The sequence below is a fragment of the Streptomyces sp. NPDC126497 genome, assembly GCF_040302425.1.
In the GTDB taxonomy this organism is placed as follows: Bacteria; Actinomycetota; Actinomycetes; order Streptomycetales; family Streptomycetaceae; genus Streptomyces.
The window spans coordinates 28825-53436 of the sequence record NZ_JBEORT010000007.1 but is presented as its reverse complement, the minus strand read 5'-3'; the positions used below and the strand labels follow the sequence as shown (position 1 = coordinate 53436).

The window sequence follows — 24612 nt, the reverse complement described above, 5'->3', positions numbered from 1 at the left end:
GGCCTCCTCGTCCGGCACCAACGCGGCCGCCTCCCGGCCTCGCCCTGCGAGGGCGAGGCGTCGAGCGCACCCTCCCGGAACGGGCCCACCGGACTCGCAGCCCGCAGCGGCACAGCCACCGCAGCGGGCACCCGCCCGCCTTCGACGCCTGAGTCGGAGACACCGAGGAGCACCGGTGGCGCGGCGTCCGAACCACGTGCCCGCCCGGCCGGGTGAAGGACCTGCGCCGGTACGCCCCGGCACGCCCCGGGCCACGACCACACCGGTCGACCGGCACCTCGAGTCCCGGCGGCCGCACACCGACGAGGCATACGGCCGGGCTGAGCCGCTACCCACGACTCATCCGACTCACCACGCGGGACACGGTGTCAGTAACTGCCGTAGCCGGGCTTGCCGGTCGGCCGGTAGACGCCGACGACGGTGCCGCTCTTCGTCGTCGAGACACCGACCGGCTCCAGGGCGGTGGGGACCGTCCCCTCGGCGAACAGCCGCTTGCCGGTGCCGATGACCACCGGATGGATGGTCAGCCGGTACTCGTCGACCAGGTCGTGCCGCATGAGCGTCCGGGCGAGGTCGCCGCTGCCGACGACGTCGATGTCCCCGCCGCCGGAGGCCTTCAACTCGCGCACGGCGTCGGCGACGTCGCCCTTTAGCAGGGGGGAGTGGCACGGCAACCACGTCCACGAGGACGCCGCCTGAGTACACACAGTGGCCTGATCGTGCCGAGGAGTCCCGCGCCACTCGACTTCACGGCGCGGACCGCCTCGACGGCGTCGTCGCGGACGGGCGTGGAGTTGGCCCACGTCGGCGGCCCCTCGAGCGAGGAGGGGAACACCGTCTTGGACGCTTGCGTGAGCTCGTCGACGGACGCCTCTTCTTCGGGCCTGAACGCGTCCTGGCCAGTCGGGACCCCGCCTGCGGCGAAGCCCGACACCAGGCGGTGGGTGTTCGCCCCCACCAGGTAGGTGACCTCGGGCTGCTCGCCGAGCCGTGCGAGGTGCTCCGGTCCTTCGAGGCCCCGGAACCCGGGCCGTCCCTCTCCCGACGCGTGGCCGTCGAGGGAGGTGACGAACGCGATCGCGAACGGCGGTTCGAGTTCCGTCGAAGACCCGGCTCGGCCCCATCCGCGAACGGACCCGACGATCCACGCGATTCCGGAACGTGAAGCCGCCCCGGCGCCGCTCCAGCCCGGCACGGGTGTCCGGATCGCGTCGTCGTCCCACCCGCGCAAGCGCGGACCACCGCTGAGTGGGCACACCCGTGCAACCGCGTCGACGGGGCTCCGAGTTCCCGCTGTCCCGGCCGCCGAGTAGCTTCTTGACCCTCACACCGTGTCAGGCGGTCAGCTCGGAGACATCATGTTCACCATCGGAGACTTCGCCCGGCACGGCCGCGTCTCGGTCCGGATGCTGCGTCACTACGACGCGACCGGACTGCTGCGCCCGGCTCACGTCGACCCCGCCAGCGGCTATCGCTACTACACCGCTGCCCAGCTCGCCCGCCTCAACCGGATCATCGCGCTCAAGGACCTCGGATTCACTCTCCAGCAGGTCCGGGACATCGTGGACGAGAAGGTCGGCATCGGGGAACTGCGCGGCATGCTGCGGCTGCGGCGGGCCGAACTGGAGACCGCGATGGCTGCGGCGGGAGCACGGCTGGTCCAGGTCGAGGCGAGGCTCCGAGCGATCGAGAGTGAGGGGCACATGCCCACGAACGACGTAGTCGTCAAGAGCGTCCGTTCCGTCCGGGTGGCGGAGCTGACCGCGACCGCCGCGAGCTTCGAGCCCGAGGACATCGGCCCGGTCATCAGACCGCTCTACGACGAGCTGTTCCGATCCCTGCGCTCAGCGGGTGTCACCCCCACGGGTCCCGGCATCGCGTACTACGAGGAGGCCCCGGAGGGCGGAGGCAGGATCAGCGTCCACGCCGCCGTCCAGGTATCCGCCCCTCTCCAGGACGGTACCTTCCGGATCCTCGACCTGCCGTCCCTCGACCGGGCGGCGACCATCGTGCACCGCGGCCCGATGGACGCCGTGCTCCCCACCGCCCAGGCCCTGGCCCGATGGATCGACGCCAACGGCTACCGGTCGACCGGATACCCCCGGGAGATCAACCTGGAGTGCCCGGAGAACCGTGACGACTGGGTGACGGAACTGCAGGCACCGGTGACCCGGGCCTGATCGATCACGCCCCGGCCCGACCGGATCACGTCCGGGCGGCGGGAGACCGCTACGGTGTCCCGCCGCCCGACTTCAGTCCTGAGGGCTTCCCGCGGCAGGCGCGGCGCAGGCGGCATCGGCGCGGCGACGTCGGGCATGATGGCGGACCCTTTCGGCCGGCAATGAATCGTCGGGTTGCCAGCCGCTCCCTGCCCGGCAGCCGACTCACGCGAAGGTCCGGTGACCACTGGAGCGCGGATGCGGTACCGCGGTTTCCTCGCCCACTGCCAGGCATGGAATGCGGCGGCGGAAGCAGCCGTAGCGGCATGGAGTGCATGATCTATCAGAAGACGACGGGCGAGTGCGAGCGGATCGACTGCGGGCAGGCGGACGCGTGCGATGCCACCTTGGAGCGTCTGGCGGGCCTGAAGCCGGGTGAGTTCGCGTGGATCCGCGTGGACGAGCCCCGCCAGGAGGAGTTGCAGCGACTCGGCGAGTACCTCGAGCTGCATCCCCTGGCCATCGAGGACGCCGTCCAGGCGCGCCAGCGGCCGAAGCAGGAACGCTACGGCGATGTGCTGGCCGTCGCGATGAAGACGCTGTGGTTCGTCGAACGGACCGCGGACGTGGAGACCGGGGAAGTGATGATCTTCCTCGGCCCTTCGTTCGCGCTGACCGTGCGGCACGGCGCGGACGATCCCACTGCGGAGGCCGCGCGCCGTCTCCACGAGCAGCCGGACATGGCACGGCTCGGGCCGGTCGCCGTCCTGCAGACCGTGGCCGATGTCGTCGTCGACGCCTACGCCGAGGCCGCCGCCCGGGTCCGTACGGACCTGACCGAGCTGGAACGGTGTGTCTTCTCGCCCTCCCGGGACGACCTCACCGAGCGGATCTACTCCCTCAAGCGCGAGGTGGTGGAGTTCCGCGACGCCGTCCAGCCACTCGTCCCCGTCCTGCAGTTCCTCACCGCCAGGCGGGACGACTGGCCACAGCACGTCCTGCCCTACTTCCGCGACGTCACCGACCACCTCACCCGCACCGACACGGAGGTCCGCGCCCTGGACCAGCTGCTCGCCTCCGTCCTCGACGCCCATCTCGCAAAAGTGGGCACCTGGCAGAACGACGACATGCGCCGCATCAGCGCTTGGGCGGCCATCCTCGCCATCCCCACCATGGTCGCCGGGCTCTACGGCATGAACTTCGCCCACATGCCCGAACTGGACTGGCGCTACGGTTATCCGTGCGCACTCGCCGTCATGGCCCTGGGAGCAGGACTGCTGTACCGGGCGTTCCGTCGCAACGGCTGGCTGTGACCGAGGCCGGACCGGCCGAACTCGCCGCCTCCGCAAGGTCGTCGGCAGCCTGACCCCACCCGGTCACGAATCGGCCCCCGCGGGGACCGCCACCGTCCGCCGGCGCATCGTGACCGCGTTCGACGAGCACCCGGGAAGGTGCTCCGCGTCCACGACGCACGCGCACGGGAGCCGTCGGTACCCCGGCCGACGGGGGAACCGGGGCAGCGGCCCTTGCCGAGGGCCGGAAGTCCGCCACGGCACGAGCGGCACGCGGACCTGTTGGCGCGCGGTGCGAACCGCTCCGGGGCCGAGTCGGACTCGGTGGCCGTGCGGGCGACGGCCGAGTACGCCGTAGGCTTGAGGGGCGTGGGCGTCTGGCAGTAGTGCGCCGAAGGAGGACTGTCGTGCCCGCCGATGCTGTCGACCGGGCCCTATGAAGTGACGGAGTGCAGCATTGGTGGGAGTGGAGCTCGGGGCTGCGGTGGCCGCGGCGCGAGAGATCGGTGAGCAGGTCCTCGCCCCTGAGGCCGCGGCCGTGGACCAGGAGCAGAGATGGCCGGAGAAGGGCATGGCCGCGCTGCGGTCCCGGCTGGGCGGGCTGGTGGTGCCGGCCGAGTACGGGGGGATGGGGCACGGCCTGCCGGCGGTTGCGCAGGTCGGTGAGGCGACGGGGCAGGCCTGCGCCTCGACGTCGATCTGCTTCGGTATGCACCTCGTCGGCTCGGCGGTGATCGCTGCGAAGGCCAGCCGACGGCAGCAGGAGCACTACCTGAAGCCGATCGCGGCCGGTGAACATCTGACGACTCTGGCTCTGTCCGAGCCGGGGACGGGCGGGGAGTTCTGGCTGCCGCAGACCCGTATGGAGCGTGTCGGCGAGCGCGCGCTGCGGCTGACCGGAGCGAAGAGCTTTGTGACCAACGCCGGCCATGCGGATTCCTATGTCCTGTCGACCCTGGCCGCCGGGCCGGGAACGCCACCGGGTCAGTTCTCGTGCACGGTGGTCGACGCCACTGTGCCGGGACTGGAATGGGGGCCGTCATGGCAGGGTTTCGGCATGCGCGGCAACGCCTCGCGCGGTCTGGAGCTGCGAGGAGTGGAAATCGCCGACTGGTGCCTGCTGGGGGAGGAGGGCGATGAGATCTGGTACGTCTTCAACGTCGTCGCCCCTTATTTCCTGATGGCCATGGCCGGCACCTATCTAGGGGTGGCCGCGGCCGCCCTGGAGGAAGCCCGTGCCCATCTGTTGCGGCACAGAGGGGCACGCGTGGGGCGGTCCGCTGCCGGGCAGCCGGTCGTCCAGCACCGACTGGGCACGATGTGGGCGCGCGTGGAACGTACTCGACGGCTGATCTACCATGCCGCAGCCGAAGCGGAGATCGGTGCACCGGAGGCTCTGCTGGGGCTGGCCTCGGCCAAGGCCGAGGTGGCCGAGGCCGCCGAGGCCACCGTCAACGACGCCCTGACCCTGGTCGGCGGTATCGGCTACGCCGAGCACTCGCCCCTGCACCGCATGCTGCGCGACGCCCGCGCCGCGCACGTGATGTCCCCGGTGACCGACCTGCTGCGGGTATGGACCGGCAGAGCCCTGCTCGACGAACCCCTGCTCGAGAGCTGAAGCGATGAACCCCAGCCTGCCTCTGCTGCTGCTGGTCGACCTCCCCCGGCAGACGGCCACCACGCTCACCGCCGAGCTCGCCGCGACTGCCGAGATCCTCCAGAGCACCGCTGAGGACGTACTGGCCTATACCGGCGGACCGCCCGGTCTGCGCCGGCCCACGGTGGTGGTGCTGGGGGAGACGGTGACGGCGCCTGTCGGCGTCGTCCACTCCCTGCGGCCGCACTCCGCGGATCTGACGGTCGCCGTGACGGTCACCCCCGACACGGAGGACAAGCTCGCCGTACTCCCCCTCCTGTTCCCCTCCGACACCGTTCGCCGTGTGGCGGGCGGCGAGACGGCGCAACGGACGACCCACGTGGTGAGCGAGCTGCTCCAGCAGCTCACCCGTCGTCGGGCACACGCCGCGGCGCGGGCCGCGGCCCAACAGCGGCTGTCCTCGGGCACCTCGATCGACCGGCAACTGGGACAGCGGCTGCTGGGACAGTTCCTGGCCCAAGCACCGATCGGCGTGCTCATGCTGGACGGCGACGCGATGATCGCCTGGAACCAGCGAGCCGCCGGCCTCCTGGAGCTGACCGAGCCGGACTCGGTGCGCCGACCGGTGACCGACCTGTTCCCCGAGGACCAACGGACCACGTTGCACCATCATCTGGCCACGCCTCGGCAACACGGGGGCGCCGAACCCGACGCGGTCTTCGAACGCGTCCGCGGCGACGGCACCTCCCAGGCCCTGCGCATGGCCGTGCGGCAGGTCCTGGACACCGAGGGACGCAGCCGCACCCTCGTCCTGACCGAGGACGTCACCGACCGCCTGCACGCCCAGCGCAAGCTCGCCGAACGCACCAGCAACGCCCTGCTCACCGCCGAAGTCGCCGCCGCCATGACGGCGCCAGGACCACTGGAGGAACGCCTGCGCAGATGTGTGCGCGCCGCCACCGACCGCCTGGGTGCCGACCGCGTCTGCGTCTGGAGCCTGAACACTCGCGGCGAACTGGTCCACGCCATCTGCACCGAGGACGACGACGAGCCCTCCGACGGTTCCTTCTGCGAGAAGGCTCAGCGCGTCCTCGCGCAACAGGTCGTCGCGGCGCGCCGCCCGTACCTGGACGTCCCGCCCCGTACCGACTCGCGCGCGGACCAACCGGCAAACGGCCGCGGATCGTTCACCGGCTTCCCCCTCATCTCCGGCGGGGAGCTGCTCGGCGTGCTGTCGCTGACCACGCGCCTGGCGCTGCCCGGTACCGTCCTCGCCACGTTGGAGAACATCGCCGACCAGATAGCTGTCGGCACGCAACAGGACCGCCTGCTCAACCGCCTCAGCGAGGCGACCCGCGCCCTCGAGCGTCCCCTGCTCCCACCCAGGCTGCCCGACCTGCCGGGCTTCGATCTCGCCGCCCGCTATGAACCGTTCAGTCAGGGCCTGCACATCGGCGGTGACTTCTACGACGCCTTCACCGCTCCCGACGGCCGCCACGTCCTGGTCCTCGGCGACGTCTGCGGCAAAGGCCCCGACGCGGCCGCCATCACCGGTCTGGTCCGCCACACCGTGTGGGCCGCCGCCCAGCACACCAGCGACCCCTCCCACGTCCTCAGCCTGATCAACAACGCGCTGCGCCGCCAGAACACCCCCTTCTGCACCCTCATCTACGTAGTCATCGACACCACCCGCACCCCCACCCGCCTCCGGATCGCCGGCGCCGGCCACCCCCCACCGCTCCTGCGCCGAGCGAACGGCGACACCGCCCCGCTGGAGACACGAGGCACCCTGCTAGGCGTACTGGAGACGCCGCGCCACCTGATCACCGAAGCGGAACTGCGACCCGGCGACACCCTGGTGCTCTACACCGACGGCTTCACCGAGGGAGCCGGCGCCGCAGACCAGCGCACCCCGGAAGACCTCGCTGCCATCGTCGCCTCCCTACCGCCGACCGATGAGCCGGCTTCTGCCGAGAACGTGGCCACCGTGCTGATGGACGACGCCCACCGCTGGTGGGGCGAACGGCTGCGCGACGACCTCGCCGTCCTGGCCCTGACGGCAACTGCGATCCACGGCCGGCCCGAAGAGAGCGCCGACACGAGCATCAGGTGACGACACGGAAGGCCTTCCGGCAACCGGCCCGGAGCGCCGTCGACCTGGTTGGGGCCCGGGTCCACGGGGCGGTCTCCTGGCCGATGACCCCGGCGCTGCGACGGGAACGGGCGGGGAGCTGCCACCGGTGATCGCGCGTTCACAACAGCAGACGGTCGAGGCAGAGGCTCAGCCCGGCCTCCAGGTGCTCCGTGGAGTTCGTGGAGAGCAGGACGGTGACACCGCCCTGGATGGCACCGATCACGGCCGCGGCCGTGCGGTCGGCGTCGAGCTCCGGGTCGGCCTCGCCGGCCGCCTGCGTGGCCTCGATACCGGCCCGGACGCACTCCTGCCAACGCCGCACCAGTTGGGCCGCGACGGCTTGCGAGGCCGGGCTGTGGCGCCCCACGTCGGAGATCAGCACCCCGAGCGGGCAGTACAGCCCTTGGTCGCGGTACTGCTCGACGATGAGGTCGCGCCACGCTTCCCAGGCCACGCGCGAGGTGAGTTCGCTGAGGTAGGGCTGCTGGCCTTCGAACACGCGATCGGCCTCGTGCACGGCGACCGCGAGCAGCAGCTCCTCCCGGCCCTTCGGGAAGTAGTGGAACATCTGCCCTTTCCCGGTACCGCTGCGCCGGCCCACGTCGTCAAGCGTGGTGGCGTTCGCGCCGCGTTCCCGGATCTCGGCCGCGGCGGCTTCGATGATGCGCAGGCGGGTCGCCGCGCCCTTCCTCGTGGTCATCGAAAAAGTGTACTTGTAGGTACATTTTTCGAAACCTAGCTTTGGCCGCATGAAGGCGATAGTCATCAACGAAGCGGGTGGACCCGAAGTACTGCAGCTGCGCGAGCGGCTGACACCTCGTCCGGGTCCGGGAGAAATACTGGTGGACGTCCGGGTGGCCGGCGTGAACTTCTTCGACGTCGGCATCCGCCGGGAGCGGGCGGCCGAGGTGCCGGGTGCGGAGGGTGCCGGTGTGGTGGTGGAGACGGGCGAGGGCGTGCACGGGGTCGCCCCGGGGGACCGCGTCGCGTGGGTGACGACCGACGCCCATGGCAGTTACGCGGAGCAGGTCGTGCTCCCCGTGGACAGCGTCGTCGCGGTACCCGACGCCATCGACGACGAGACGGCCGCGGCCGTGCTGCTGCAGGGGCTGACCGCACACCATCACTGCACCGTCTGCCACCCGGTGCAGCCCGGTGACGTCACGCTCGTGCACGCTGCGGCCGGCGGGGTCGGGCTGCTGCTCACCCAGTTGATCAAGGCGCGTGGCGGCACCGTGATCGGCCTGGTGTCGCGGCCGGAGAAGGTCGAGATCGCCACCGCCGCCGGCGCCGACCACGTCGTGGTGTCCACGGGGGGCAGGTTTGTCGAGCCGGTGCGGGAGCTGACCGGCGGCGAGGGGGTGCACGCGGTGTTCGACGGCGCGGGCGGACCGACGTTCTCCGCATCACTGGAGGTACTGCGCACGCACGGCACGATGGTGTTCTACGGGCCGCTGATCGGCGACGTGCCGACCATCGCGATGAACGAGATCCCGCGCAGCATCCGCCTCACCTACGGCACGCTCCCCGACCACATCCGTACGCGCGAGGAGCTCGCCACGTACGCGGCCGAGCTGTTCGCGCTGGTCGAGAGGGGGGAGCTGGTCGTCCGGATCGGCGGCCGCTACCCGCTGGCGGAGGCGGCGAGGGCCCACGCCGACATCGAGTCGCGCACGACCACCGGGAAACTGCTGCTGGTTCCGTGACCGGCGACCGGTGGTACAGCCCGGCGAGCGGTCGCCGCCACCGAGGCGGGCCGGAAGGGTCCCGGTGATCGCCGGACCGCTTCCGGCCCGGCACACGTGAACCCGCATGTTCGGGTGCCACGTGTGCCGGTCCGCGGGATGCCACCGTTTCCTCCATCCGCGTGAGAAGCCGAGAGGCCGGACGGTGCCGTCCGGGCTGCACCGCGAGTCGTCGGCCTGCTGCGGGACGGCACGGCACCCGGACAGGCGCGTGCCCCAGGAGGCACCCCGTCACGGATGCGCGGACCCGGTCCTTGCGCGACGGGCCGTCGTGCCGCCACCTTCCGGCGGACTGGAGGATCTCCGGACCGGCGGATCCGCGTCCTCCGTGACCGGGAATCGCACCGAACGATTTACAGTCCGCTTCTACGTCCGGAACCTGGAAGAAATCATCAGCAAGCTCGAGGCAGTGTTCGCCGGAGGACCGTAAAAGCCAAGCTACGTCAAAATTCAGCGCCTACGCAGGTCAGGAGATCTGCCCGAGGGGTGGCCAGGCAAACGCTTCGGCCGGCCTGCCAATGTGCTGACCAGGCAATTCAAAGTTCTCGCAATGTCTGCTCCAGGTGGGAGGCCGATGGTGTTCTGCGGGGCGCGGAACCAGGTGGGCAGGGCTCGTGCAGGAGGGGGCCACCATCCACGAGCGCCCGGCAGGTAAGTGACCACAGCGCTTCATCAAGGGGGATCCACCATGCAGAAGTACCGCGCTTACGCCGCCATCGGGGCATTGGTGCTGGGCGGTTTGGCACTGACATCGGAGGCGGCGAGTGCCTCGTCCACTCAAACCGAACAGACCGTCGTTGCTTCGGCCGTCTCGCGCGACAGTAGGACCGGCGCCGGTGTGAAGGACTGGAACGGCAATTGCGACGCGATCAGCTTCACCACCACAGGCTTCACCGGCTGGTGTGACGGGACCGGGCCGGAGAAGTACGGCACCTGGGTCAAGTGTTCCAATGGGAAGACCCAGTACAGCTCGTACACCCGCGCTTACGGGGACCGCAGGGGCGTGTACGCCGGGTGCACCTCCGGTAGCCGGGTGGCCTCCGGTTTCTGGGACGCCGGCTGAGCACCTGTAGAAGTCCCCTCAGCTTCCCGGTGAGCACGGCCCGCTCACATGCCTCCAGCTCGGCGCGTTCTGCGCCGAGCTGGTAGCCGTCGGCCCTGGTCCGGATCAGCGGTGGCCGGCTGTTTTCGGCGGTGATGTCGCGCAGGGCGGCGAGCCCCGGCCTGACCTGGCCGGGAGACAGCCTGCCGGCGCGGGTCAGCCGGGAGGACAGCAGCCCCGCGGATCCGGCCTCGAACAGCACGAACCGCAGGGTGTCCGCGTGCCGCTGGGCGGCGTCGTCCTCGGCGCCGCACTGCCCGCCGCCCTCGTCGGGTGAACCCGCCCAAGGGGGACCGCATGGCAACCGGCCTCGACCCCACCACCACCGTCCGCCGCGCCGGACACGGGGTGATCGGCACCTTCCGCGGACAGCGCGACGGCACCAACGTCCCCGTCCTCCCCACCCGCGACGGCTCCGCCCCGCTCCCGTACGGCTGGGAATACACCTGCGGGATCGGCCGGCACTTCCCCGGCGGGGACGGCGTACGGGACAGCGTTTGACGCCAGGTTCACCCGCCCCGCCGGCGCGCGTGGGCCCGGCGGGTGCCGCTCCTGCGCCCCCTCGTCCGGCCCACGGCACGTCTCCGGCACCCCCGGGCGGTCTGACCGGTGACCGGCCGTGCCGTGCCGTGCCCGCCGACCTGTACGCCGCGCTGCACGTCTGCTTCCGCGCCGGCCCGGCCCCTCCGGTCCGCCGGTCCGCCGTGCCACCGCGCCCGGCGGCCTACCGTCGCAGTGTCTCCAGCAGGCGCCCGAGCTGCCGTACCGGCTCCGCTCCCGCCACTCGCAGGACGACCGTGTCGGCGCCGGCCGCCGCCAGTTCGCGTACGTGACCGGCGGCGTCCTCCGGGCGGCCGGAGACGGTGAACACCTCGTCCGCCGGGCGGCCGAGCCAGGCGGCCTGACCCTCCGTGTGCGGGCGCAGTGCCTCGGCGGCGCGGGCGGGGTCCTCGTCCACGCAGGTGAAGGCGAGCACCGTCATCGTGTGCTCCGCGCCCGCGCCGCCCTTGGCCACCAGCTCCCGGGCCGCCGTCACCTCGGCGGGGCCGTGCCCCTCCGCGATCACCGTGCCGTCGGCGACCCGCCCGGACAGCTCCAGCGAACGCGGCCGCACCACTCCCGCGACCACCGGCGGCACCTCGGCCGGCGGGTGCACCAACCGGATCCCGTCCAGCCGCACCTCCCGGCCCGCCAGCTCGACGCGCTCCCCCCGCAGCAGCGCCCGCACGGAGGTGATCGTCTCCTCCAGCAGCGCGAGCGGGGAGCGCGGGGCGAGGCCGACCGCCGTCATCCACTCCCGCACCCCGTGCCCGACCCCGGCCACCAGCCGACCCGGGAACACCCGCGCCAGCGTGGCCAGTTCCATCGCGAGCAGCGCGGGGCTGCGCAGCGGCGCCGGGGTGATCCCGATGCCGACCCGCAGCCGCTCGGTCGCCCCCAGCGCCACGGCCGCCGCGGACACGCCCCCGTTCCAGCCGAGGTCCTCCACGACCCAGAGGTCGTCCACACCGAGAGCCTCGACCTCCCGCGCGAACCCGGGCAGCCCTTCAGGCGCCCAGTCCCGGTCGTACATCACGCCGATCCGAACGCCGTTCTGCGAAGTCGTCGTCATGGACCGCAACCTATGCGCCGTCCGTACCGATGATCAACGGTCGGGGCACCGCCGGCCACCGTTCCCGCGCCCGTACTCACCGCGGGCGCTCGCTGCCGGCACGACATCCCGGCAGGTCACGGGCACACCACCGATCAGCGGGAACTGGGATGGCCCACAGCGGCAGCGGGCACGACCACCATGGACCCGGCCACGACCACAGCCACCGAGTTGTCGAACCCGACGCCGTACCGGCGGCCTTCGACCCGGCCGCCCCGACGAGGAGCCGTCGCCCCAGCAGCTCTCCCGGCGCCCCACGGTGCGCCGCGCCGGGCTGCTCGGCGCCGGACCGGCCGCAACGAGGTCGCCGTCCTCGGGCAGTTCGAGGTCGCCTACGACGGCGGCCCGGACAAGGCGACCGCGAGCACCCCGCCAACGAGGCCCTCGTCATGGCGGGCATCGACTTCCTCGCCGCGCGGGTGCGCCGTCGCAAGGTCAAGGACGCGCTCCTCCTCGCAGCCCCTCCCGCCCGCAAGGGCATCGACCAGGTCGCAACGTGCCGGCAGGAACGGCAGCGCCTCACCGACCGGCCTCCGCGCCCCCGGGAGTGCCTGGTCGAGGGGGCGACAGCATCGGGAGCACTCGTCCCGTCAGCGCCGGCTCCGGTGCGCAACCGGGGCAGCCGCCCACGCGTCCGCCGCGCGTCCGGCGCCGCCCCTCACGGGGCAGCCGGCGCCCCCGGGGGCTGCGTGGGGATGCGCCGATGGAGGTCCTCCAGCAGGTCACGCATGGCCATGCGGAAGATCTCCGCCTGGTGTTCGCCGATGAAGGAGGTGTGCCCGAAGGCCTCCAGGACGACCATGCCGTGCATGCGCCCCCAGGCGCCGAGGAGGAGAGCGGCCGCGGAAGGCGGCAGGGTTTCCGAGCCGTGCGGGAACAGGGGTTCCAGGTGCGCCTGCAGTGCCGGCGAGAGCGCCCGGGTGTCGGCTGCGGCGAGTTGCGCCGTGGTGAACCCGTCGAACATCTCTCGCTGGAAGACCGTGCTCAGTCGGCGCATCGCCTGGGTGGTCGGGCCCTCGGCAGGTGCCTCGTAGTGGCGCAGCGGTGCGCCGTACAGCAGCTGGAATCGCTCGACGTGGGTGACGGCCCAGCGGCGGTAGCCCTCGGTGGCGGCCAGGAACCGCCGTGCGGCCGGCTCGTCGGCCGCCGCGTCGACGGCCGCCGTGACGGCATCGGCCAGGTCGTCGTACGCCTTGGCCACCAACGCGGTGACGAGGGCGTCCCGGTTCGGGAAGTAGTGGTACAGCCCTTGCACGGTCATGCCGAGGTCGCGGGCGACCGCTCGCAGGGAGAGGGCGTGCGGCCCGTGCCCGGCGATCTGGCGCTCGGCGGCGTCCATGATCTCTCGAACGGCGACGGCTCGGCGTCGCTGGCGCAGGGACGGCAGGACCGTCGCGGGCTCTTCGACGAACATGCGCCGATCCTAAGGCGGTTGACGGGACGAGTCACCAGAGAACTGCACCCGCACGGAAAACCTGACAGTGTCAGGTAAATCTCCTTCTGCTCAAGAACCCGCTGCCTTACTAGCGTCGTTCCCGGCGGCGACGAGCGCGGCATCGCGCACCGTCCACCGGGGCGAAGAGGGCTCCGCGACGCGTTCCGCCGGCTTCTCGCCCGGCCGCCACCTCTCGTCCTTCCCCGAAGAACCCTGAAGGAGATCCACTCGTGTTCGAACGTATGGCCGACTTGGCGATCCGCCGGTCCCGGCCGGTGCTGCTCGTGGCCGCCCTGGCCGTGGCACTGATGGGCATCGTGGGCGCCGGCGCCTTCGACAAGCTGAAGGGGGGAGGCTTCGACGACCCCGCCTCCCCCTCCACGCGGGCGGCGAACGTCATCGCCGACAAGTTCGGCGGCGAGACCAACCTCGTCCTGCTGGTCCGCTCTCCCGACGGCCGCATCGACACCCCCGCCGTCGAGGAGGACGGCCAGGACCTGGTGGCCGAGCTCAAGAAGGACGAGCGGCTCAGCAACGTCGTCTCCTTCTGGGAGACGAACAGCCCGGACCTGCGTTCCGAGGACGGCCGTGAGGCCATGGTGCTCGCCCACGTGAAAGGAGACACCACCGAGCAGCGGGAAAGCGCCATCGCGATCCTGGACACCTACAGCGGCTCCTACAGGGACACCCTCACCGTCCGGGCCGGAGGAGGCGCCGCGGTAGGAGCCGACCTGTCGAACCAGGTGGTCGATGACCTGATCCTCGCCGAGGCGATCGCCATACCGCTGACCCTTGTGCTGCTCCTGATCGTCTTCGGCAGCGTCGTCGCGGCGCTGTTGCCGCTCGTCATCGCCGTCATCGCCATCCTCGGCTCGTTCGCCCAGCTCTTCCTGCTCGGCAGCGTCACCGACGTGGCCGACACCGCGACCAACCTCACCACCGCCCTGGGTCTCGGACTGGGCATCGACTACGCCCTGTTGATGGTCAGCCGCTTCCGGGAGCAGATCGCGGTCGGTGCGAGCGTGGACGACGCCGTCCGACGGACGGTGCACACCGCGGGCCGCACCGTCGCCTTCTCCGCGGCGACCGTCGCGGCGGCCCTGGCGGCCCTCATGGTGTTCCCGCAGTACTTCCTGCGCTCGTTCGGCTTCGCCGGGGTCGGCGTCGTCGCCATCGCCGCCCTGAGCACCCTGTTCGTGATGCCGGCCCTGCTGAAGCTCCTGGGGCACCGGGTCAACGGCGGGCGGATGCCGTGGGCGAAGTCGCGGCGCTCCGAAGCTCGGACACCCGTGTGGGGACGTCTGGCGCGCACCGTCATGCGGCGGCCCGTGCTCACCGCGGTGCCCGTCCTCGCCGTGCTGCTGCTGGCGGCGAGCCCCCTGCTGAACATCACCTTCGGAACGCCGGACGAACGCGTGCTGCCCGAGGACGCCGAGAGCCGCCAGGTCTCGCAGGTCCTGCGGGAGGAGTTCGGCGGCAGCGAGGACTCGGCCGTCTTCATCGCCATCGACACCTCCGTGGCCGAAGCCCCGCTGGCCTCGTACGCGGAGCGACTGGCCGCGCTCGAGGGCGTCGAGCGTGTCGAGACCAGCGCGGGCACCTACAGCGCGGGACGGCCCGCCGCGACCGGCCCGGCCGACTCCGCCCTCGGCCGGCCCGACGCACAGCGGATCAGTGTGGTGAGCAGCCTGACGCCGAAGTCGGAGGCGGCCGAGAGCCTGGTCAGGCAGGTGCGCTCGGTGACTCCGCCCCCGGGGACGGACCCCCTGGTCGGCGGGAACGACGCCGTACTGGTCGACGCCAAGGAATCCATCGCCGACAAACTCCCGCTGGCCGTGACCCTGGTCGTCCTCAGCGCCTTCCTGCTGCTCTTCCTGTTCACAGGCAGCGTCGTGCAGCCGTTGCGCGCGCTGGTCCTCAACCTGATCAGCCTGGGTGCCACCCTCGGTGTGATGACCTGGATCTTCCAGGACGGCAACCTCTCCTCACTGCTCGGCTTCACCGCCCAGCCGATGGAGCTGGCGATGACCGTGCTGATGTTCTGCATCGGCTTCGGCCTCTCGATGGACTACGAGGTCTTCGTCACCAGCCGGATCAAGGAACTCCACGACCAGGGAGCGGACAACGAGACCGCCGTGGTCAACGGCCTCGGCCACACCGGGCGCATCGTCAGCGCGGCCGCCTTCCTGCTCGCGGTGAGCTTCTTCGCCTTCGGCACCTCCGAACTCAGCTTCATACAGATGTTCGGCCTCGGCAGCGGACTGGCCATCCTCATCGACGCCCTCGCCGTCCGCGGCGTGCTCGTCCCCGCCGCGATGCGTCTGCTGGGGAAATCGGCCTGGTACGCGCCCGGCTTTCTGCGCACGGTCCACGCCCGGTACGGCCTCAGCGAAGGCGGTCCCAAGCCGACGTCCGTCCCCGGACCGGCGGCAGCTGCTCGGGCGGACACGAAGGAGTCGACCATGGTGTGACCCGCCCGGCCACCGCTCAGCCACCCCGCGACCCGTCGTGCAAGGCTCAGGAGCGTTGTCACGTCGTGGGGTGTGTGGCGGCCTGACGACGCGTCACGGCACGCGGTCCCGCGATGTGAGGCTGTGGTCAGGTGGTGGTGGGCCGGCCGGCGACGGGCCGGACCGTGAAGGCGCCGCCCAGGCGGTGACCGTGGCGGCGCCCCTGCCGGCAGGCCCCCTCGGGCCACAGCACGCACACGGGTGTTCCCTGTTGCCGGCCGCAGGCGACGACGTCGGCGGTGCCGCCGTATCCGCGGGCGGGCCGGCCGTCCCGCACGGCGAGCAGTTCGTCGACGAGGCCGACGAGGATCCCGCTGCCCGCCGTGCGGGCGTGCGAGCCGGAGGCGGTCAGGCCGGTCGCGTGCGCGTCGGAGGCCAGGCGGATCGGCCGTTCGTGCGTGGGACGGTCCCGGTGGGGGAGGCTGTCGCGGTACTCGGTGACAGGGACGACCTCTTCGCTCGGTCCGCGGTGCCCAGCGGACTCCCAGGCCGGGCGGATCTCGACTCCGGGCCCACGCAGGGCCTGCGGGGCGGACGGGCCGCCGGGACGAGTCCGCAGGCCGGCGGCAGCGGGGATCGACCCGCCCGGCCGACGCGTCCGCACCGTTCCGCTGTCCCGTCAGTCGTCGACACACCCCTGCGTCCGTCCACGGCGCACGTGTCCGAAGCCTGCCGGATCACGTCCCCGCCGGGCGCGCCAGCGCGTCGACGGTCGCGGAGAACAACCGTGGCAGCCGCTGCGCCGCAGGCACCAGCGCCGCACGGACCGGGAGGACCCTCGTCGCGCCGAGCAGTGCCCGGGTCAGCCAGCGGTAGCGCCGGGTGAGCCGTCGCCACTCCCGCTCGTACGACGCCAGGTCGTTGCCGGCGACTGCGCGCACCGCCGCCGAGGCCTGCGCGAGCGCCAGCGCGATGCCCTCACCGGTCAGCGCGTCGACATAACCGGCCGCGTCGCCGACCAGCAGCACCCGGCCGGCGGTGCGCGCCTTCGTGTCCTGGCGGAGCGGCCCCGCCCCGCGCACCGGCCCGGCGGGTCCGGCTCCGGCCAGCCGCTCCCGCAACTCGGGGAAGGCGGCAAGGTGGTCGTCGTACGGTCCGCGGCCGGACGTGAGCACCGCGACGCCCACGAGCTCGTCGCCCACCGGGGTCACGTAGGCCTCCGCGTCACGGGCCCAGTGCACCTCGACGCGGTCGCTCCAGGGGGCGAGCACGTAGTGGCGGCGCAGCCCGTGCCGCCGGTGGGCCCGACGCGGCCGGTGCAGCCCCAGGGACCGGCGGATCGGCGAGTGCAGGCCGTCTGCGGCGACGAGGTGGTCGGCGCGGGTGCCGTCGACCACCACACCGTCCTCGTCCTGCTCGACCCGGCGCACGGTGCGCTGCTCGACCCGTACGCCGGCGGCCAGCACCGCCTCGCGCAGCGTCGCGTGCAGGACGGTGCGACGCACCCCGCGCCCCGGCCCCGCCCGGAAGTCGGCGTCGACCCGATGCGGCCCGGAGACGTACCCGATGCCCCGCAGGGCGTGTCCCGGCGGATGTGCGCCGAGTGCTGCCAGGGCGGCGACGGCACCCGGCATCAGCCCCTCGCCGCACGCCTTGTCGACGGTGCCGGCGTGCTGTTCCCAGACGGCGACTTCGAGGCCTGCCCGAACCGCGTGCAATGCCGTGGCGAGACCCGCCGGTCCTCCACCGACGACGAGGAGATCCACGCGCCCCTCCTCAGGCCGGCCGCGCCAGGGCGGCGTCCTCGGTGCGGACACGGACGGCGAGCAGGAACCCGTTCAGCACGGTGAAGACGACCGCCGTGACCCAGGCCGAGTGCACCAGCGGGAGCGCGAACCCTTCCACGACCACGGCGACGTAGTTCGGGTGCGGGAACCGGCGGTAGGGGCCGCCGGTCACACGCACGGCGCCGGGCACGACGATCACCCGGGTGTTCCACTGCCGGCCCAGGGCGCTGATGCACCACCAGCGCAGCGCCTGCGAGGCCGCGACGAGGGCGAGCATGGCCCAGGTGAGGACCGCTGCGGTGGCCGGTCGCCGCACCCAGACCTCCACGAGCGCGCCGACCAGCAGGCCCGCGTGCAGCACCACCATGAACGGGTAGTGGCCCCGCCCGCTCTCCACGCCGCCCCGCGCGATGCTCCAGACGGCGTTGCGGTGGGACACGACCAGTTCGGCGACCCGTTCCAGGCCGACGGTCAGGAGCAGGACGGTGAACAGGACCTCGCCGCTCATCTCTCATCCTCCCGGGGCGCGCAGGAGCACGAGTTCGGAGCAGAAGCCCGGGCCCAGGGCGAGCATGAGCCCGTGGGAGCCGGGCCGCGGAGGGCGGCCGGCGAGCGTGTCCGCCAGGACGTGCAGCACCGAGGAGGAGGACAGGTTGCCGATCCGGCGCAGCGAGTCCCAGGTCACCTCCAGGGCGTCACGTCCGACTCCGAGCACTTCCTGCAGTGCCCCCAGGACCTTGGGACCACCGGGGTGCGCGACGTACCAGCCGATGTCGTCGCCGGTGAGGGCGTGGTCGGCGAGGAAGCCGCGAACGTCGCCGCCGACGTACCGGCGCACCAGGTCGGGGACCGAGGAGTCGAGCACGATCCTGAATCCGCCGGAGCCGACGTCCCAGCCCATCGTGCGCTCCGAATCGGGATAGAGGCGACTGCGCGAGGCGAGGACCTCGGGGTGGGCGGGATCGTCGGACCGTGCGAGCGGATGCTCGGAACCGACGGCGACCACCGCCGCCGCGCCGTCCCCGAACAGGCCGCTCGCCACGAGATTGGCGAGCGAGGTGTCCTCGCGCTGGAACGTGAGCGAGCACAACTCGACCGACATCAGCACCGCGACCCCGTCCGGGCAGCCGCGCAACAGGTCGTGCAGACGTGCGATGCCGGCCGCGCCGGCGACACAGCCGAGGCCGACCAGGGGCATGCGCACCACGTCGGGGCGCAGCCCGATCTCCGTCGCGATGCGGGCTTCGAGTGAGGGGACGGCCAGACCGGTCACCGTGCACGACACGATGAAGTCGACGTCGGCCGGGGTGAGTCCGACGTCCTTGAGCGCGTTGACGACCGCGCGACCGCCGAGTTCGACACCCGTCCGGATGAAGACGTCGTTCGACCGCCCGAAGTCCCCGAGGCGGGCGTACTCCTCCAGGGCCAGCGCGGTGTGCCGGGTCTCGACGCACGTGTTGCGGTGGAACCGCTCGACGAGGCCGCGGTCGACCGCACCCCTGGCCAGTATGCCGACGAAGGACTCGGTGATTTCCTCCTGCCGGTAGCAGTGATCGGGCAGGACACCGCAGACACTGAGGACGCGCATGGTCATGCTGGCTCCTGAGGCCGGCCGGTCGGGTGGCCGGGTGCGAGGAACGCCCGGCCGAGACCGAGCGCGACGGTAGGGGTGAGCCGGCCCCGGGCGAGGCCGAGTTCGACGAGGTCGTCGAAGACGCGCCGGTCGGCGGCTGAGGCCCGCAGCCCGGCGTCGAGGACACCGGCGGTGCGGGCGAGCCGGGCGGCCAGAGCGGTGTGGCGCAGGTGGGGCAGCAGGATCCGGCGGGTGAGGCGGGCGTACTGCTCTCCCGCCCGCTCGGGCCGCCCGTCACGCAGGGCCGCGGCGGCGGCGCGACCGGCCGCGATGCCGGTGGCCACGGCGTGATGGATGCCCTCTCCGGTCAGGGGGTTCACCAGGCGGGCGGCGTCGCCCGCGAGCAGTACGCGGCCGGCCGGAGGGTGCCAGCGCGCCGTCGAGAGCGGCAGGAGGTGCCCGGCCCAGTTCCGTCCCTCCTCGGCCGCACCGGGCAGGAGCACATCCAGTCGCTCGAACAACTGGGCACGGGTCGGCGCCGGCCGGCCCCTGTGGAGGACCTCGCCGTACCCGACGTTCGCCCGGCCGTCACCGCAGTCGAAGGACCAGGCGTACGACGGCTGGTGGCGGGTGCCGAACTCGATGACCTGCACGCCTCGCCGCCCGGCTGCGACCGGGGCGTAGCCCCGCAGCGCCAGGGCGACCGGACCGCGGGACCGGCCGAGCGCGCGTTGGACGACCGAGTGTTCGCCGTCGGCGCCGACCACGACCGCGGCGCGGACCTCCCCGTCCAGGACCACCGCGTCGGTGTGCTGCCTCAGGTCGCGGACCCGGTGCCGCAGCAGCCGGGCGCCCGCGGCGACGGCCGCGTCGACCAGTCGGGCATCGAAGACCCGGCGCGGCACCACCCACGCCGGGCGGGCCGTCCGCCGCTCGACGACCAGGTCACCCCGGCCGAGGCGGAGGCGCTCGACCGGGATCCGGTCGTCGACGAGACCGGTGACGCAGACCTCGGCGAGGAGGTCGAGGACGTGCGGGGCCACCCCGTCGCCGCAGACCTTGTCCCGTGGGAAGCCCGCCCGGTCCAGAAGGGCGACGCGCAGGCTCGCGTCGGCGTGCAGCGCGCCCAGGGCGGCGGCGGCGCCGGCCGGTCCGGCGCCGACCACCGCGAGGTCCCAGAGAGTGGAGGCGGGTGCCATCAACCGGCCGCCACGAGCAGCACGACGTCGAGCAGGGCGACGGCCACCGCGGCCCGGAAGGGAGCACGGCCGCGGGCGACCGACGTGAGCACCACGAGGACCGCCACCAGGACGAGGGCCGCCTGCGCCCCTACCGGAGGGGGCCCGGCGGGACCGAGCACGGCCAGCAGCGAGGCGGCGGACAGCAGCACGACGGCCAGGACGCGCGAAGGGTGCTCGCCGAGCCGGTGCGGCAGACCGCGGACGCCGGTGCGTTCGTCGTCGGCGAGGTCGGGCAGCGTGTTGAGCAGGTGCGCCCCGACACCGAGCGCGGCCCCGGCGCCGGTCGTCCACAGCGGCGCCCAGGCCGGGGCGGGGCCGGCGAGGGTGACGACCGAGGGCAGCGTCCCGAAGGCACTGGCGTACGGCACCCACGACCACCGGGTCGCCTTGAGTCCCAGGTTGTAGGCATGGCCCGCGCCGGCGCCGAGAACGACGTTGACCAGCGCGCTGCGCCAGCCGGCGAGTGCGGACAGCACGACGCAGGCGAGTCCGGCCACGGCCAGGGCGCGCACCACCCGGCCGGCCGGCAGGGCCCCGGTGACCAGCGGCTTGTCGGTCCGGCCGACGGCGCGGTCGCGGGGGAGGTCACGCAGGTCGTTGCCCCACCCGATCGTGAGGTGGCCGGCGAGTACCGCCGCGGTGACGGCGGCGGCATCGAGCGGGTGCAGGTCGCTGCGGAGCGCGAGCAGGCCTGCGACGGCGGCGACCGCCAGGGCCGGCCCGCCGTGGGCGGCGGCGAGCAGGGCGCGGACGGGCGGCGGCCCGGGGCGCGACGACGCCGTGCCGGTGGTCACGGGCGTCGCCGCACAGCGACCGGCCCACGACGGGCCGCGTCGCCGAGCGCTCCGAGGACGGTGCGCGGGCGCAGCACGGGTGTCCGGCCGGACGCGGCCTCCCTCATCCCCTCGAGCACCTCGGCGAGCACCTGCGGGCCGTCCTTGGCCGGGGTCCAGTCGAGTTCCGTGCGCGCGCGGGTCGTGTCCAGCGTGGGGAGGGCGAAGCCCATGTCGAGCCACCCGGTGTCGACCGGTTGCAGGCGCGCGTGCCAGGCGGCCGACAGGACGGCGCGGACCGCGGCGGAGGGCACGTGGACCAGCCTGGCGCCGAGCGCGTCCGCGATGACCGCCGCGGTCACGGGCGTGTCGGCGGCGAGGTTGAACGGACCTGCCGCGCGCCGGTGCAACACCGTGACGATCGCCTCGGCGACGTCGTCGGTGTGCACCATCGGGATGGTCAGCCTCCGGTCCATCGGCAGGACCGGCAGCAGACCGAGCACCTTCGAGGGCACGAGGGCGGGAACGCCGTACCGCAGGAGAGCGCTGCCGGCGGCGCGCTGCCCGACGATTCCCGGCCGAAGACGGGTGACGAGGGTGCCGGCGCCGGAGGCCTCGTGCCGGTCGAGGAGACGTTCGGCCGCCGATTTGTGCCGGCTGTACCGCGAACTGCGCACGCCCCCGGTGGGCCAGGACTCGTCCACCGGACGATCGTCCTTCTTCGGTGAGTAGGCGCCGACCGAGGACATGTGGACCAGGTGCGGGACACCGGCGTCGGCGACGGCCCGCAGCACGCGGCGGGTGCCGCCGACGCCGAGCTCGGTGAGGTAGGCGAGGTCGTGGGACGGCTGGAAGCCCCATGCCAGGTGGACGACCGCGTCCGCGCCGGTGAACGCCTCGACGAGCGTGCCGTGACAGGCCTCGACGCTGAGGTCCGCCGAGCGCCAGTCGACCCCCTGGCTGTCAGGGCCTCCGGGCAGCCGCCGGGCCAGACCCACAAGGTCGTGTCCGCCCTCGGCACGCAGGCGTCGCACGACGGTGGAACCGATGTTCCCGGTCGCCCCGGTGACCACGATGCGCATGCGGGATGGGTTGCCCCGTCGCTTCCCCCCTCACACGAGGCACTCCGGCATCCGGCGGACACCGGCGTCACCCGGCCGGTGCACCGCGCGTATGCGCGTCCCTCCGGGCTCGGAGGAGGCACCGGGCGTTCGCTGAGCGGTCACCGAGGCGGGATGACGGGGCGAGGACGCGACGCACGAGGGCATCCGCGCCGGTGAGGAGGGCGTTCGACGCATCAGCGCATCGGTACGGACGCCTCGGCGGTCTCCTGCCGCGCCCCGCTCGGCCCGCCCCCGCGCGGGCCGAGCGGGGCATCATGCTCGTCGTCACCCATGAGGGTGATCGCCGCTCCACGCTTCCGCCGTAGCGCCGACGCGCTCATCGGCCCGGTCCACCTGCGCGCGTACGAGACGCCGGCTCCCCTCTCCGCCGGCTTCGGCATCTCGGCCGGCGTCCCGACGCCGACCGGACCGCGGTCGGCCGGGCCCGCTCGGTGCTGCGGAGGGCACCCGTCAAGGCGGCGGACCGGCTGGTCGGGACAACCGGCCCCAGCAGGACACAGCGTGATCGCCGAGCATGCTGCGACCGGTCCGGTCAGGTGCACGAGCTCCTCTGTAGGCTTCGGGCCATGCGTACTCCTCCGGCTCGTTCGGGAACAGCGCGGTGAACCGGCGGACCGGCTTGGCACTCGTACTGGTCCTGTGCGGCCTGCTGGGCGCTTGCGGTACGCCGCCGCGGACGCACCGCCCGGCGCCGGCCGGGGAGAAGCCCTTCTGGCAGGCCGAGTTCGACGGAGCGGCGGGCATCCGCCCGTCGGAGAGGTTCTGGAACACCGAGACCGGGAACCGGGAGGCCGAGGGGTGGGGGAACAACGAGCTGCAGTACTACACGGACGACGCGGCCAACTCCGCCCTCGACGGCGCGGGTCACCTCGAGGTCTCGGCGCGTCCGGCTCCACCGGGGGCCGAACTGCCGTGCTTCACCGAGAGGTCCTGCCCCTGGACGTCGGCCCGGCTGACCACGGAGGGAAAGGTCGCACTGACCCGTGGACGGGCGGAGATCCGCGCGAGGATGCCCACGGGAACGGGGCTGCTGCCCGCGATCTGGATGCTGGGCGACAACGGAGCCCAATGGCCCGGACAGGGGGAGATCGACATCTGCGAGGTGGTCGGCGGAGAACCGCGGACGGTGTACGGCACCGCCCACGGACCGACCTACTCCAACGAGGACGGGATCGGCGGAGCCGCCACCTTGACCGCGGATGCTTCGACGGCCTTCCACACCTACGCCGTCGACAAGCAGCCGCACCGCATCACCTGGTCCGTCGACGGAAAGCCGTACTTCACCCTGACCCCGTCGAAGCTCCCCTCACCACGCGACTGGGTCTTCGAACAGGACATGCACCTGCTGCTCAACGTCGCCGTCGGAGGAGACTGGCCGGGCCCGCCCGACGCCTCGACGCCGTCCCCCGCGACGATGACCGTCGACTACGTCCGCCTCTACGGCGAGGGCCACGCCTGAGGGTCCGAGGGGCCCGCCGGGCCGGACGGCGGGGGAGAGGGCGGGCCCGGGCCAGCCGTCCCGGCGTCCCGCCGGCGGCATTCGGCCGCGCATCGTTCCCGTGGTGAGGAAAACCCCACCCTCCAGCCGGAGGCAGGCTGCAGAGACCACCCGGGCACCAACGCGCTAACTTCCGTGTCCGGGAACCCCGATCCGCGACCACAGCGGAAAGTCGCCGCCTTCCGACAGACACGAGAGCCTCGATGAAACGCTTCGGTGCCCTTTCCTACGTGACTGCCACACCACGACGGCGGATCAGCACACTGATCGCGTCAGCCGGGGCGATCCTCCTCGCCTTCTTCCTCGCTCCCGACGCCCTGGCCCGGACGTCCGTCAGCACGGCGAACGTCAGCGATTCCTTCCGTCAGGGATTCATCGACTACTGGCAGTCCGACGGCCGGGGATTCCCACCCCGGCTGGAGGACACGGTCACCTTCTGGTTCCGCTTCCACCTCGTCAAGGCCGGCCTCTCCCTGCTGCTCCTCGCGGTGGCTGTGGCCCTGGGCGTGGTCCTGTGGCGGCACGCCCGGCAGCGCGCCGGTGGGCGGTCCGCTCGCCTTCGGCGCGGGCTGTCCTGCGTCCCGGCCGGAATGCTCGGACTCTTCGCTCTGGTGGCGCTCATGGCCAACGTGCAAGGCGCGGTGGCGCCTTTCGCCTCGCTGCTGCCCATGCTGGTGAACGGCGGTGCGGAGGGCGAACTCGCCACCGTCCTCGCCCAGGTCCGGCAGCAAGCACAGGCCCACCCGGGTTCCGGGCACTCTCCCGCCTTCGCCTTCATGGTCGGCGAATTCGCCGTCTACCATGCCGTACTGGCCGCGATGGCCGCCACGGTCACGTGCGTGCTGGCCGGCACGAGCATCATGTTGTGGAACCGGTCGAGGGCATCGGCCGACGGGCGCTCACCGCGTGCGACGAGACCAGGCGCTGCCGTCTCGGCACTGTGGGCGGCTGCTGCGCTGGTCATCACCGTCTCCAACGTCATGAACGCGGCGAACTCGTCCCGGGCACTCGCCCACCTCTTCGCCGGGGGATGGTGAGCGACGCACTTACC

The 24612-nt window shown here is 72.5% G+C and carries 20 protein-coding genes and 3 pseudogenes; 10 read left to right on the top strand and 13 right to left on the bottom strand.

Going from position 1 to position 24612, the window contains the following annotated elements; translation table 11 throughout:
• Nucleotides 1-368: 368 nt before the first annotated feature.
• A pseudogene (locus tag ABTY20_RS06350) lies at nucleotides 369-662 on the bottom strand (dihydrofolate reductase family protein); the annotation flags it as partial.
• Between the two features lie 32 nt (nucleotides 663-694).
• A pseudogene (locus tag ABTY20_RS06345) lies at nucleotides 695-1078 on the bottom strand (dihydrofolate reductase family protein); the annotation flags it as partial.
• A gap of 280 nt (nucleotides 1079-1358) precedes the next feature.
• Here ABTY20_RS06345 and ABTY20_RS06340 point away from each other — a divergent pair.
• From ABTY20_RS06340 to ABTY20_RS06325, 4 genes are all read left to right on the top strand, one after another.
• On the top strand, nucleotides 1359-2180 hold the full coding sequence (locus ABTY20_RS06340) for a MerR family transcriptional regulator (protein WP_351995815.1): 822 nt from the start codon (nucleotides 1359-1361) through the stop codon (nucleotides 2178-2180).
• 314 nt (nucleotides 2181-2494) lie between these two features.
• On the top strand, nucleotides 2495-3472 hold the full coding sequence (locus ABTY20_RS06335) for a magnesium and cobalt transport protein CorA (RefSeq protein WP_351995814.1): 978 nt from the start codon (nucleotides 2495-2497) through the stop codon (nucleotides 3470-3472).
• Between the two features lie 439 nt (nucleotides 3473-3911).
• Entirely contained in the window at nucleotides 3912-5069 is a 1158-nt protein-coding gene (locus ABTY20_RS06330; RefSeq protein WP_351995813.1) for an acyl-CoA dehydrogenase family protein, read from the top strand.
• 4 nt (nucleotides 5070-5073) lie between these two features.
• The gene (locus tag ABTY20_RS06325) at nucleotides 5074-7161 is read left to right on the top strand and encodes a SpoIIE family protein phosphatase (RefSeq protein ID WP_351995812.1); all 2088 of its coding nucleotides are present in this window, start codon (nucleotides 5074-5076) and stop codon (nucleotides 7159-7161) included.
• A 139-nt stretch (nucleotides 7162-7300) separates the two neighbouring features.
• On the opposite strand, the gene ABTY20_RS06320 is transcribed toward ABTY20_RS06325, so the two are convergent.
• Nucleotides 7301-7882, bottom strand: coding sequence for a TetR/AcrR family transcriptional regulator (locus tag ABTY20_RS06320; RefSeq protein WP_351995811.1), 582 nt, complete (start codon nucleotides 7880-7882; stop codon nucleotides 7301-7303).
• Between the two features lie 49 nt (nucleotides 7883-7931).
• Between ABTY20_RS06320 and ABTY20_RS06315 the strand changes: the two genes are divergently transcribed.
• Both ABTY20_RS06315 and ABTY20_RS06310 read left to right on the top strand, forming a co-directional pair.
• A complete protein-coding gene (locus tag ABTY20_RS06315) occupies nucleotides 7932-8888 on the top strand; it encodes a quinone oxidoreductase family protein (RefSeq protein ID WP_351995810.1) in 957 nt (318 codons plus the stop codon).
• A 727-nt stretch (nucleotides 8889-9615) separates the two neighbouring features.
• A complete protein-coding gene (locus ABTY20_RS06310) occupies nucleotides 9616-9990 on the top strand; it encodes a hypothetical protein (RefSeq protein WP_351995882.1) in 375 nt (124 codons plus the stop codon).
• Between the two features lie 19 nt (nucleotides 9991-10009).
• Here ABTY20_RS06310 and ABTY20_RS06305 read toward each other — a convergent pair.
• Nucleotides 10010-10328, bottom strand: a pseudogene (locus ABTY20_RS06305) (hypothetical protein); the annotation flags it as partial.
• On the opposite strand from ABTY20_RS06305, the gene ABTY20_RS06300 reads away from it, so the two are divergent.
• Complete coding sequence (locus ABTY20_RS06300; protein ID WP_351995809.1) at nucleotides 10327-10530, top strand: hypothetical protein; 204 nt, start codon at nucleotides 10327-10329, stop codon at nucleotides 10528-10530. The pseudogene ABTY20_RS06305 and the gene ABTY20_RS06300 overlap by 2 nt on opposite strands.
• A gap of 223 nt (nucleotides 10531-10753) precedes the next feature.
• On the opposite strand, the gene ABTY20_RS06295 is transcribed toward ABTY20_RS06300, so the two are convergent.
• Both ABTY20_RS06295 and ABTY20_RS06290 read right to left on the bottom strand, forming a co-directional pair.
• The gene (locus ABTY20_RS06295) at nucleotides 10754-11641 is read right to left on the bottom strand and encodes an LLM class flavin-dependent oxidoreductase (RefSeq protein ID WP_351995808.1); all 888 of its coding nucleotides are present in this window, start codon (nucleotides 11639-11641) and stop codon (nucleotides 10754-10756) included.
• A gap of 697 nt (nucleotides 11642-12338) precedes the next feature.
• Complete coding sequence (locus ABTY20_RS06290) at nucleotides 12339-13094, bottom strand: TetR/AcrR family transcriptional regulator (protein ID WP_351995807.1); 756 nt, start codon at nucleotides 13092-13094, stop codon at nucleotides 12339-12341.
• 251 nt (nucleotides 13095-13345) lie between these two features.
• Between ABTY20_RS06290 and ABTY20_RS06285 the strand changes: the two genes are divergently transcribed.
• The gene (locus ABTY20_RS06285) at nucleotides 13346-15586 is read left to right on the top strand and encodes an MMPL family transporter (protein ID WP_351995806.1); all 2241 of its coding nucleotides are present in this window, start codon (nucleotides 13346-13348) and stop codon (nucleotides 15584-15586) included.
• 127 nt (nucleotides 15587-15713) lie between these two features.
• Here ABTY20_RS06285 and ABTY20_RS06280 read toward each other — a convergent pair whose 3' ends face one another.
• The 7 genes from ABTY20_RS06280 to ABTY20_RS06250 form a co-directional block, all read right to left on the bottom strand.
• On the bottom strand, nucleotides 15714-16229 hold the full coding sequence (locus tag ABTY20_RS06280; RefSeq protein WP_351995805.1) for a hypothetical protein: 516 nt from the start codon (nucleotides 16227-16229) through the stop codon (nucleotides 15714-15716).
• Between the two features lie 73 nt (nucleotides 16230-16302).
• Nucleotides 16303-17331 carry an NAD(P)/FAD-dependent oxidoreductase gene (locus ABTY20_RS06275; protein WP_351995804.1) on the bottom strand — a complete coding sequence of 343 codons (1029 nt, stop codon included), beginning with the start codon at nucleotides 17329-17331 and terminating at the stop codon, nucleotides 16303-16305.
• A 10-nt stretch (nucleotides 17332-17341) separates the two neighbouring features.
• Nucleotides 17342-17860 carry an isoprenylcysteine carboxyl methyltransferase family protein gene (locus ABTY20_RS06270; RefSeq protein WP_351995803.1) on the bottom strand — a complete coding sequence of 173 codons (519 nt, stop codon included), beginning with the start codon at nucleotides 17858-17860 and terminating at the stop codon, nucleotides 17342-17344.
• 3 nt (nucleotides 17861-17863) lie between these two features.
• The gene (locus ABTY20_RS06265; protein ID WP_351995802.1) at nucleotides 17864-18946 is read right to left on the bottom strand and encodes a type III polyketide synthase; all 1083 of its coding nucleotides are present in this window, start codon (nucleotides 18944-18946) and stop codon (nucleotides 17864-17866) included.
• Nucleotides 18943-20124: an NAD(P)/FAD-dependent oxidoreductase gene (locus ABTY20_RS06260; protein WP_351995801.1), complete on the bottom strand. Its 1182-nt coding sequence runs from the start codon at nucleotides 20122-20124 to the stop codon at nucleotides 18943-18945. The genes ABTY20_RS06265 and ABTY20_RS06260 overlap by 4 nt, the downstream gene beginning before the upstream one ends.
• A complete protein-coding gene (locus ABTY20_RS06255; protein ID WP_351995800.1) occupies nucleotides 20124-20960 on the bottom strand; it encodes a UbiA family prenyltransferase in 837 nt (278 codons plus the stop codon). The genes ABTY20_RS06260 and ABTY20_RS06255 overlap by 1 nt, the downstream gene beginning before the upstream one ends.
• Nucleotides 20957-22021, bottom strand: coding sequence for an NAD-dependent epimerase/dehydratase family protein (locus ABTY20_RS06250; RefSeq protein ID WP_351995799.1), 1065 nt, complete (start codon nucleotides 22019-22021; stop codon nucleotides 20957-20959). The genes ABTY20_RS06255 and ABTY20_RS06250 overlap by 4 nt, the downstream gene beginning before the upstream one ends.
• Nucleotides 22022-22682: 661 nt before the next feature.
• Between ABTY20_RS06250 and ABTY20_RS06245 the strand changes: the two genes are divergently transcribed.
• Nucleotides 22683-23522: a glycoside hydrolase family 16 protein gene (locus tag ABTY20_RS06245; protein ID WP_351995798.1), complete on the top strand. Its 840-nt coding sequence runs from the start codon at nucleotides 22683-22685 to the stop codon at nucleotides 23520-23522.
• A 269-nt stretch (nucleotides 23523-23791) separates the two neighbouring features.
• Nucleotides 23792-24598 (top strand): tat (twin-arginine translocation) pathway signal sequence, encoded by an 807-nt coding sequence (locus ABTY20_RS06240; RefSeq protein ID WP_351995797.1) that lies wholly within the window; start codon nucleotides 23792-23794, stop codon nucleotides 24596-24598.
• Nucleotides 24599-24612 lie beyond the last annotated feature (14 nt).

Excerpts from the sequence above, each read along its gene's own strand:
- ABTY20_RS06290 (WP_351995807.1), bottom strand. The coding sequence starts at position 13,094 with ATGTTCGTCGAAGAGCCCGCGACGGTCCTGCCGTCCCTGCGCCAGCGA.
- ABTY20_RS06295 (WP_351995808.1), bottom strand. The coding sequence starts at position 11,641 with ATGACGACGACTTCGCAGAACGGCGTTCGGATCGGCGTGATGTACGAC.
- ABTY20_RS06270 (WP_351995803.1), bottom strand. The coding sequence starts at position 17,860 with ATGAGCGGCGAGGTCCTGTTCACCGTCCTGCTCCTGACCGTCGGCCTG.
- ABTY20_RS06265 (WP_351995802.1), bottom strand. The coding sequence starts at position 18,946 with ATGACCATGCGCGTCCTCAGTGTCTGCGGTGTCCTGCCCGATCACTGC.
- ABTY20_RS06300 (WP_351995809.1), top strand. The coding sequence starts at position 10,327 with ATGGCAACCGGCCTCGACCCCACCACCACCGTCCGCCGCGCCGGACAC.
- ABTY20_RS06310 (WP_351995882.1), top strand. The coding sequence starts at position 9,616 with ATGCAGAAGTACCGCGCTTACGCCGCCATCGGGGCATTGGTGCTGGGC.
- ABTY20_RS06260 (WP_351995801.1), bottom strand. The coding sequence starts at position 20,124 with ATGGCACCCGCCTCCACTCTCTGGGACCTCGCGGTGGTCGGCGCCGGA.
- ABTY20_RS06320 (WP_351995811.1), bottom strand. The coding sequence starts at position 7,882 with ATGACCACGAGGAAGGGCGCGGCGACCCGCCTGCGCATCATCGAAGCC.
- ABTY20_RS06335 (WP_351995814.1), top strand. The coding sequence starts at position 2,495 with ATGATCTATCAGAAGACGACGGGCGAGTGCGAGCGGATCGACTGCGGG.
- ABTY20_RS06325 (WP_351995812.1), top strand. The coding sequence starts at position 5,074 with ATGAACCCCAGCCTGCCTCTGCTGCTGCTGGTCGACCTCCCCCGGCAG.
- ABTY20_RS06250 (WP_351995799.1), bottom strand. The coding sequence starts at position 22,021 with ATGCGCATCGTGGTCACCGGGGCGACCGGGAACATCGGTTCCACCGTC.
- ABTY20_RS06340 (WP_351995815.1), top strand. The coding sequence starts at position 1,359 with ATGTTCACCATCGGAGACTTCGCCCGGCACGGCCGCGTCTCGGTCCGG.
- ABTY20_RS06315 (WP_351995810.1), top strand. The coding sequence starts at position 7,932 with ATGAAGGCGATAGTCATCAACGAAGCGGGTGGACCCGAAGTACTGCAG.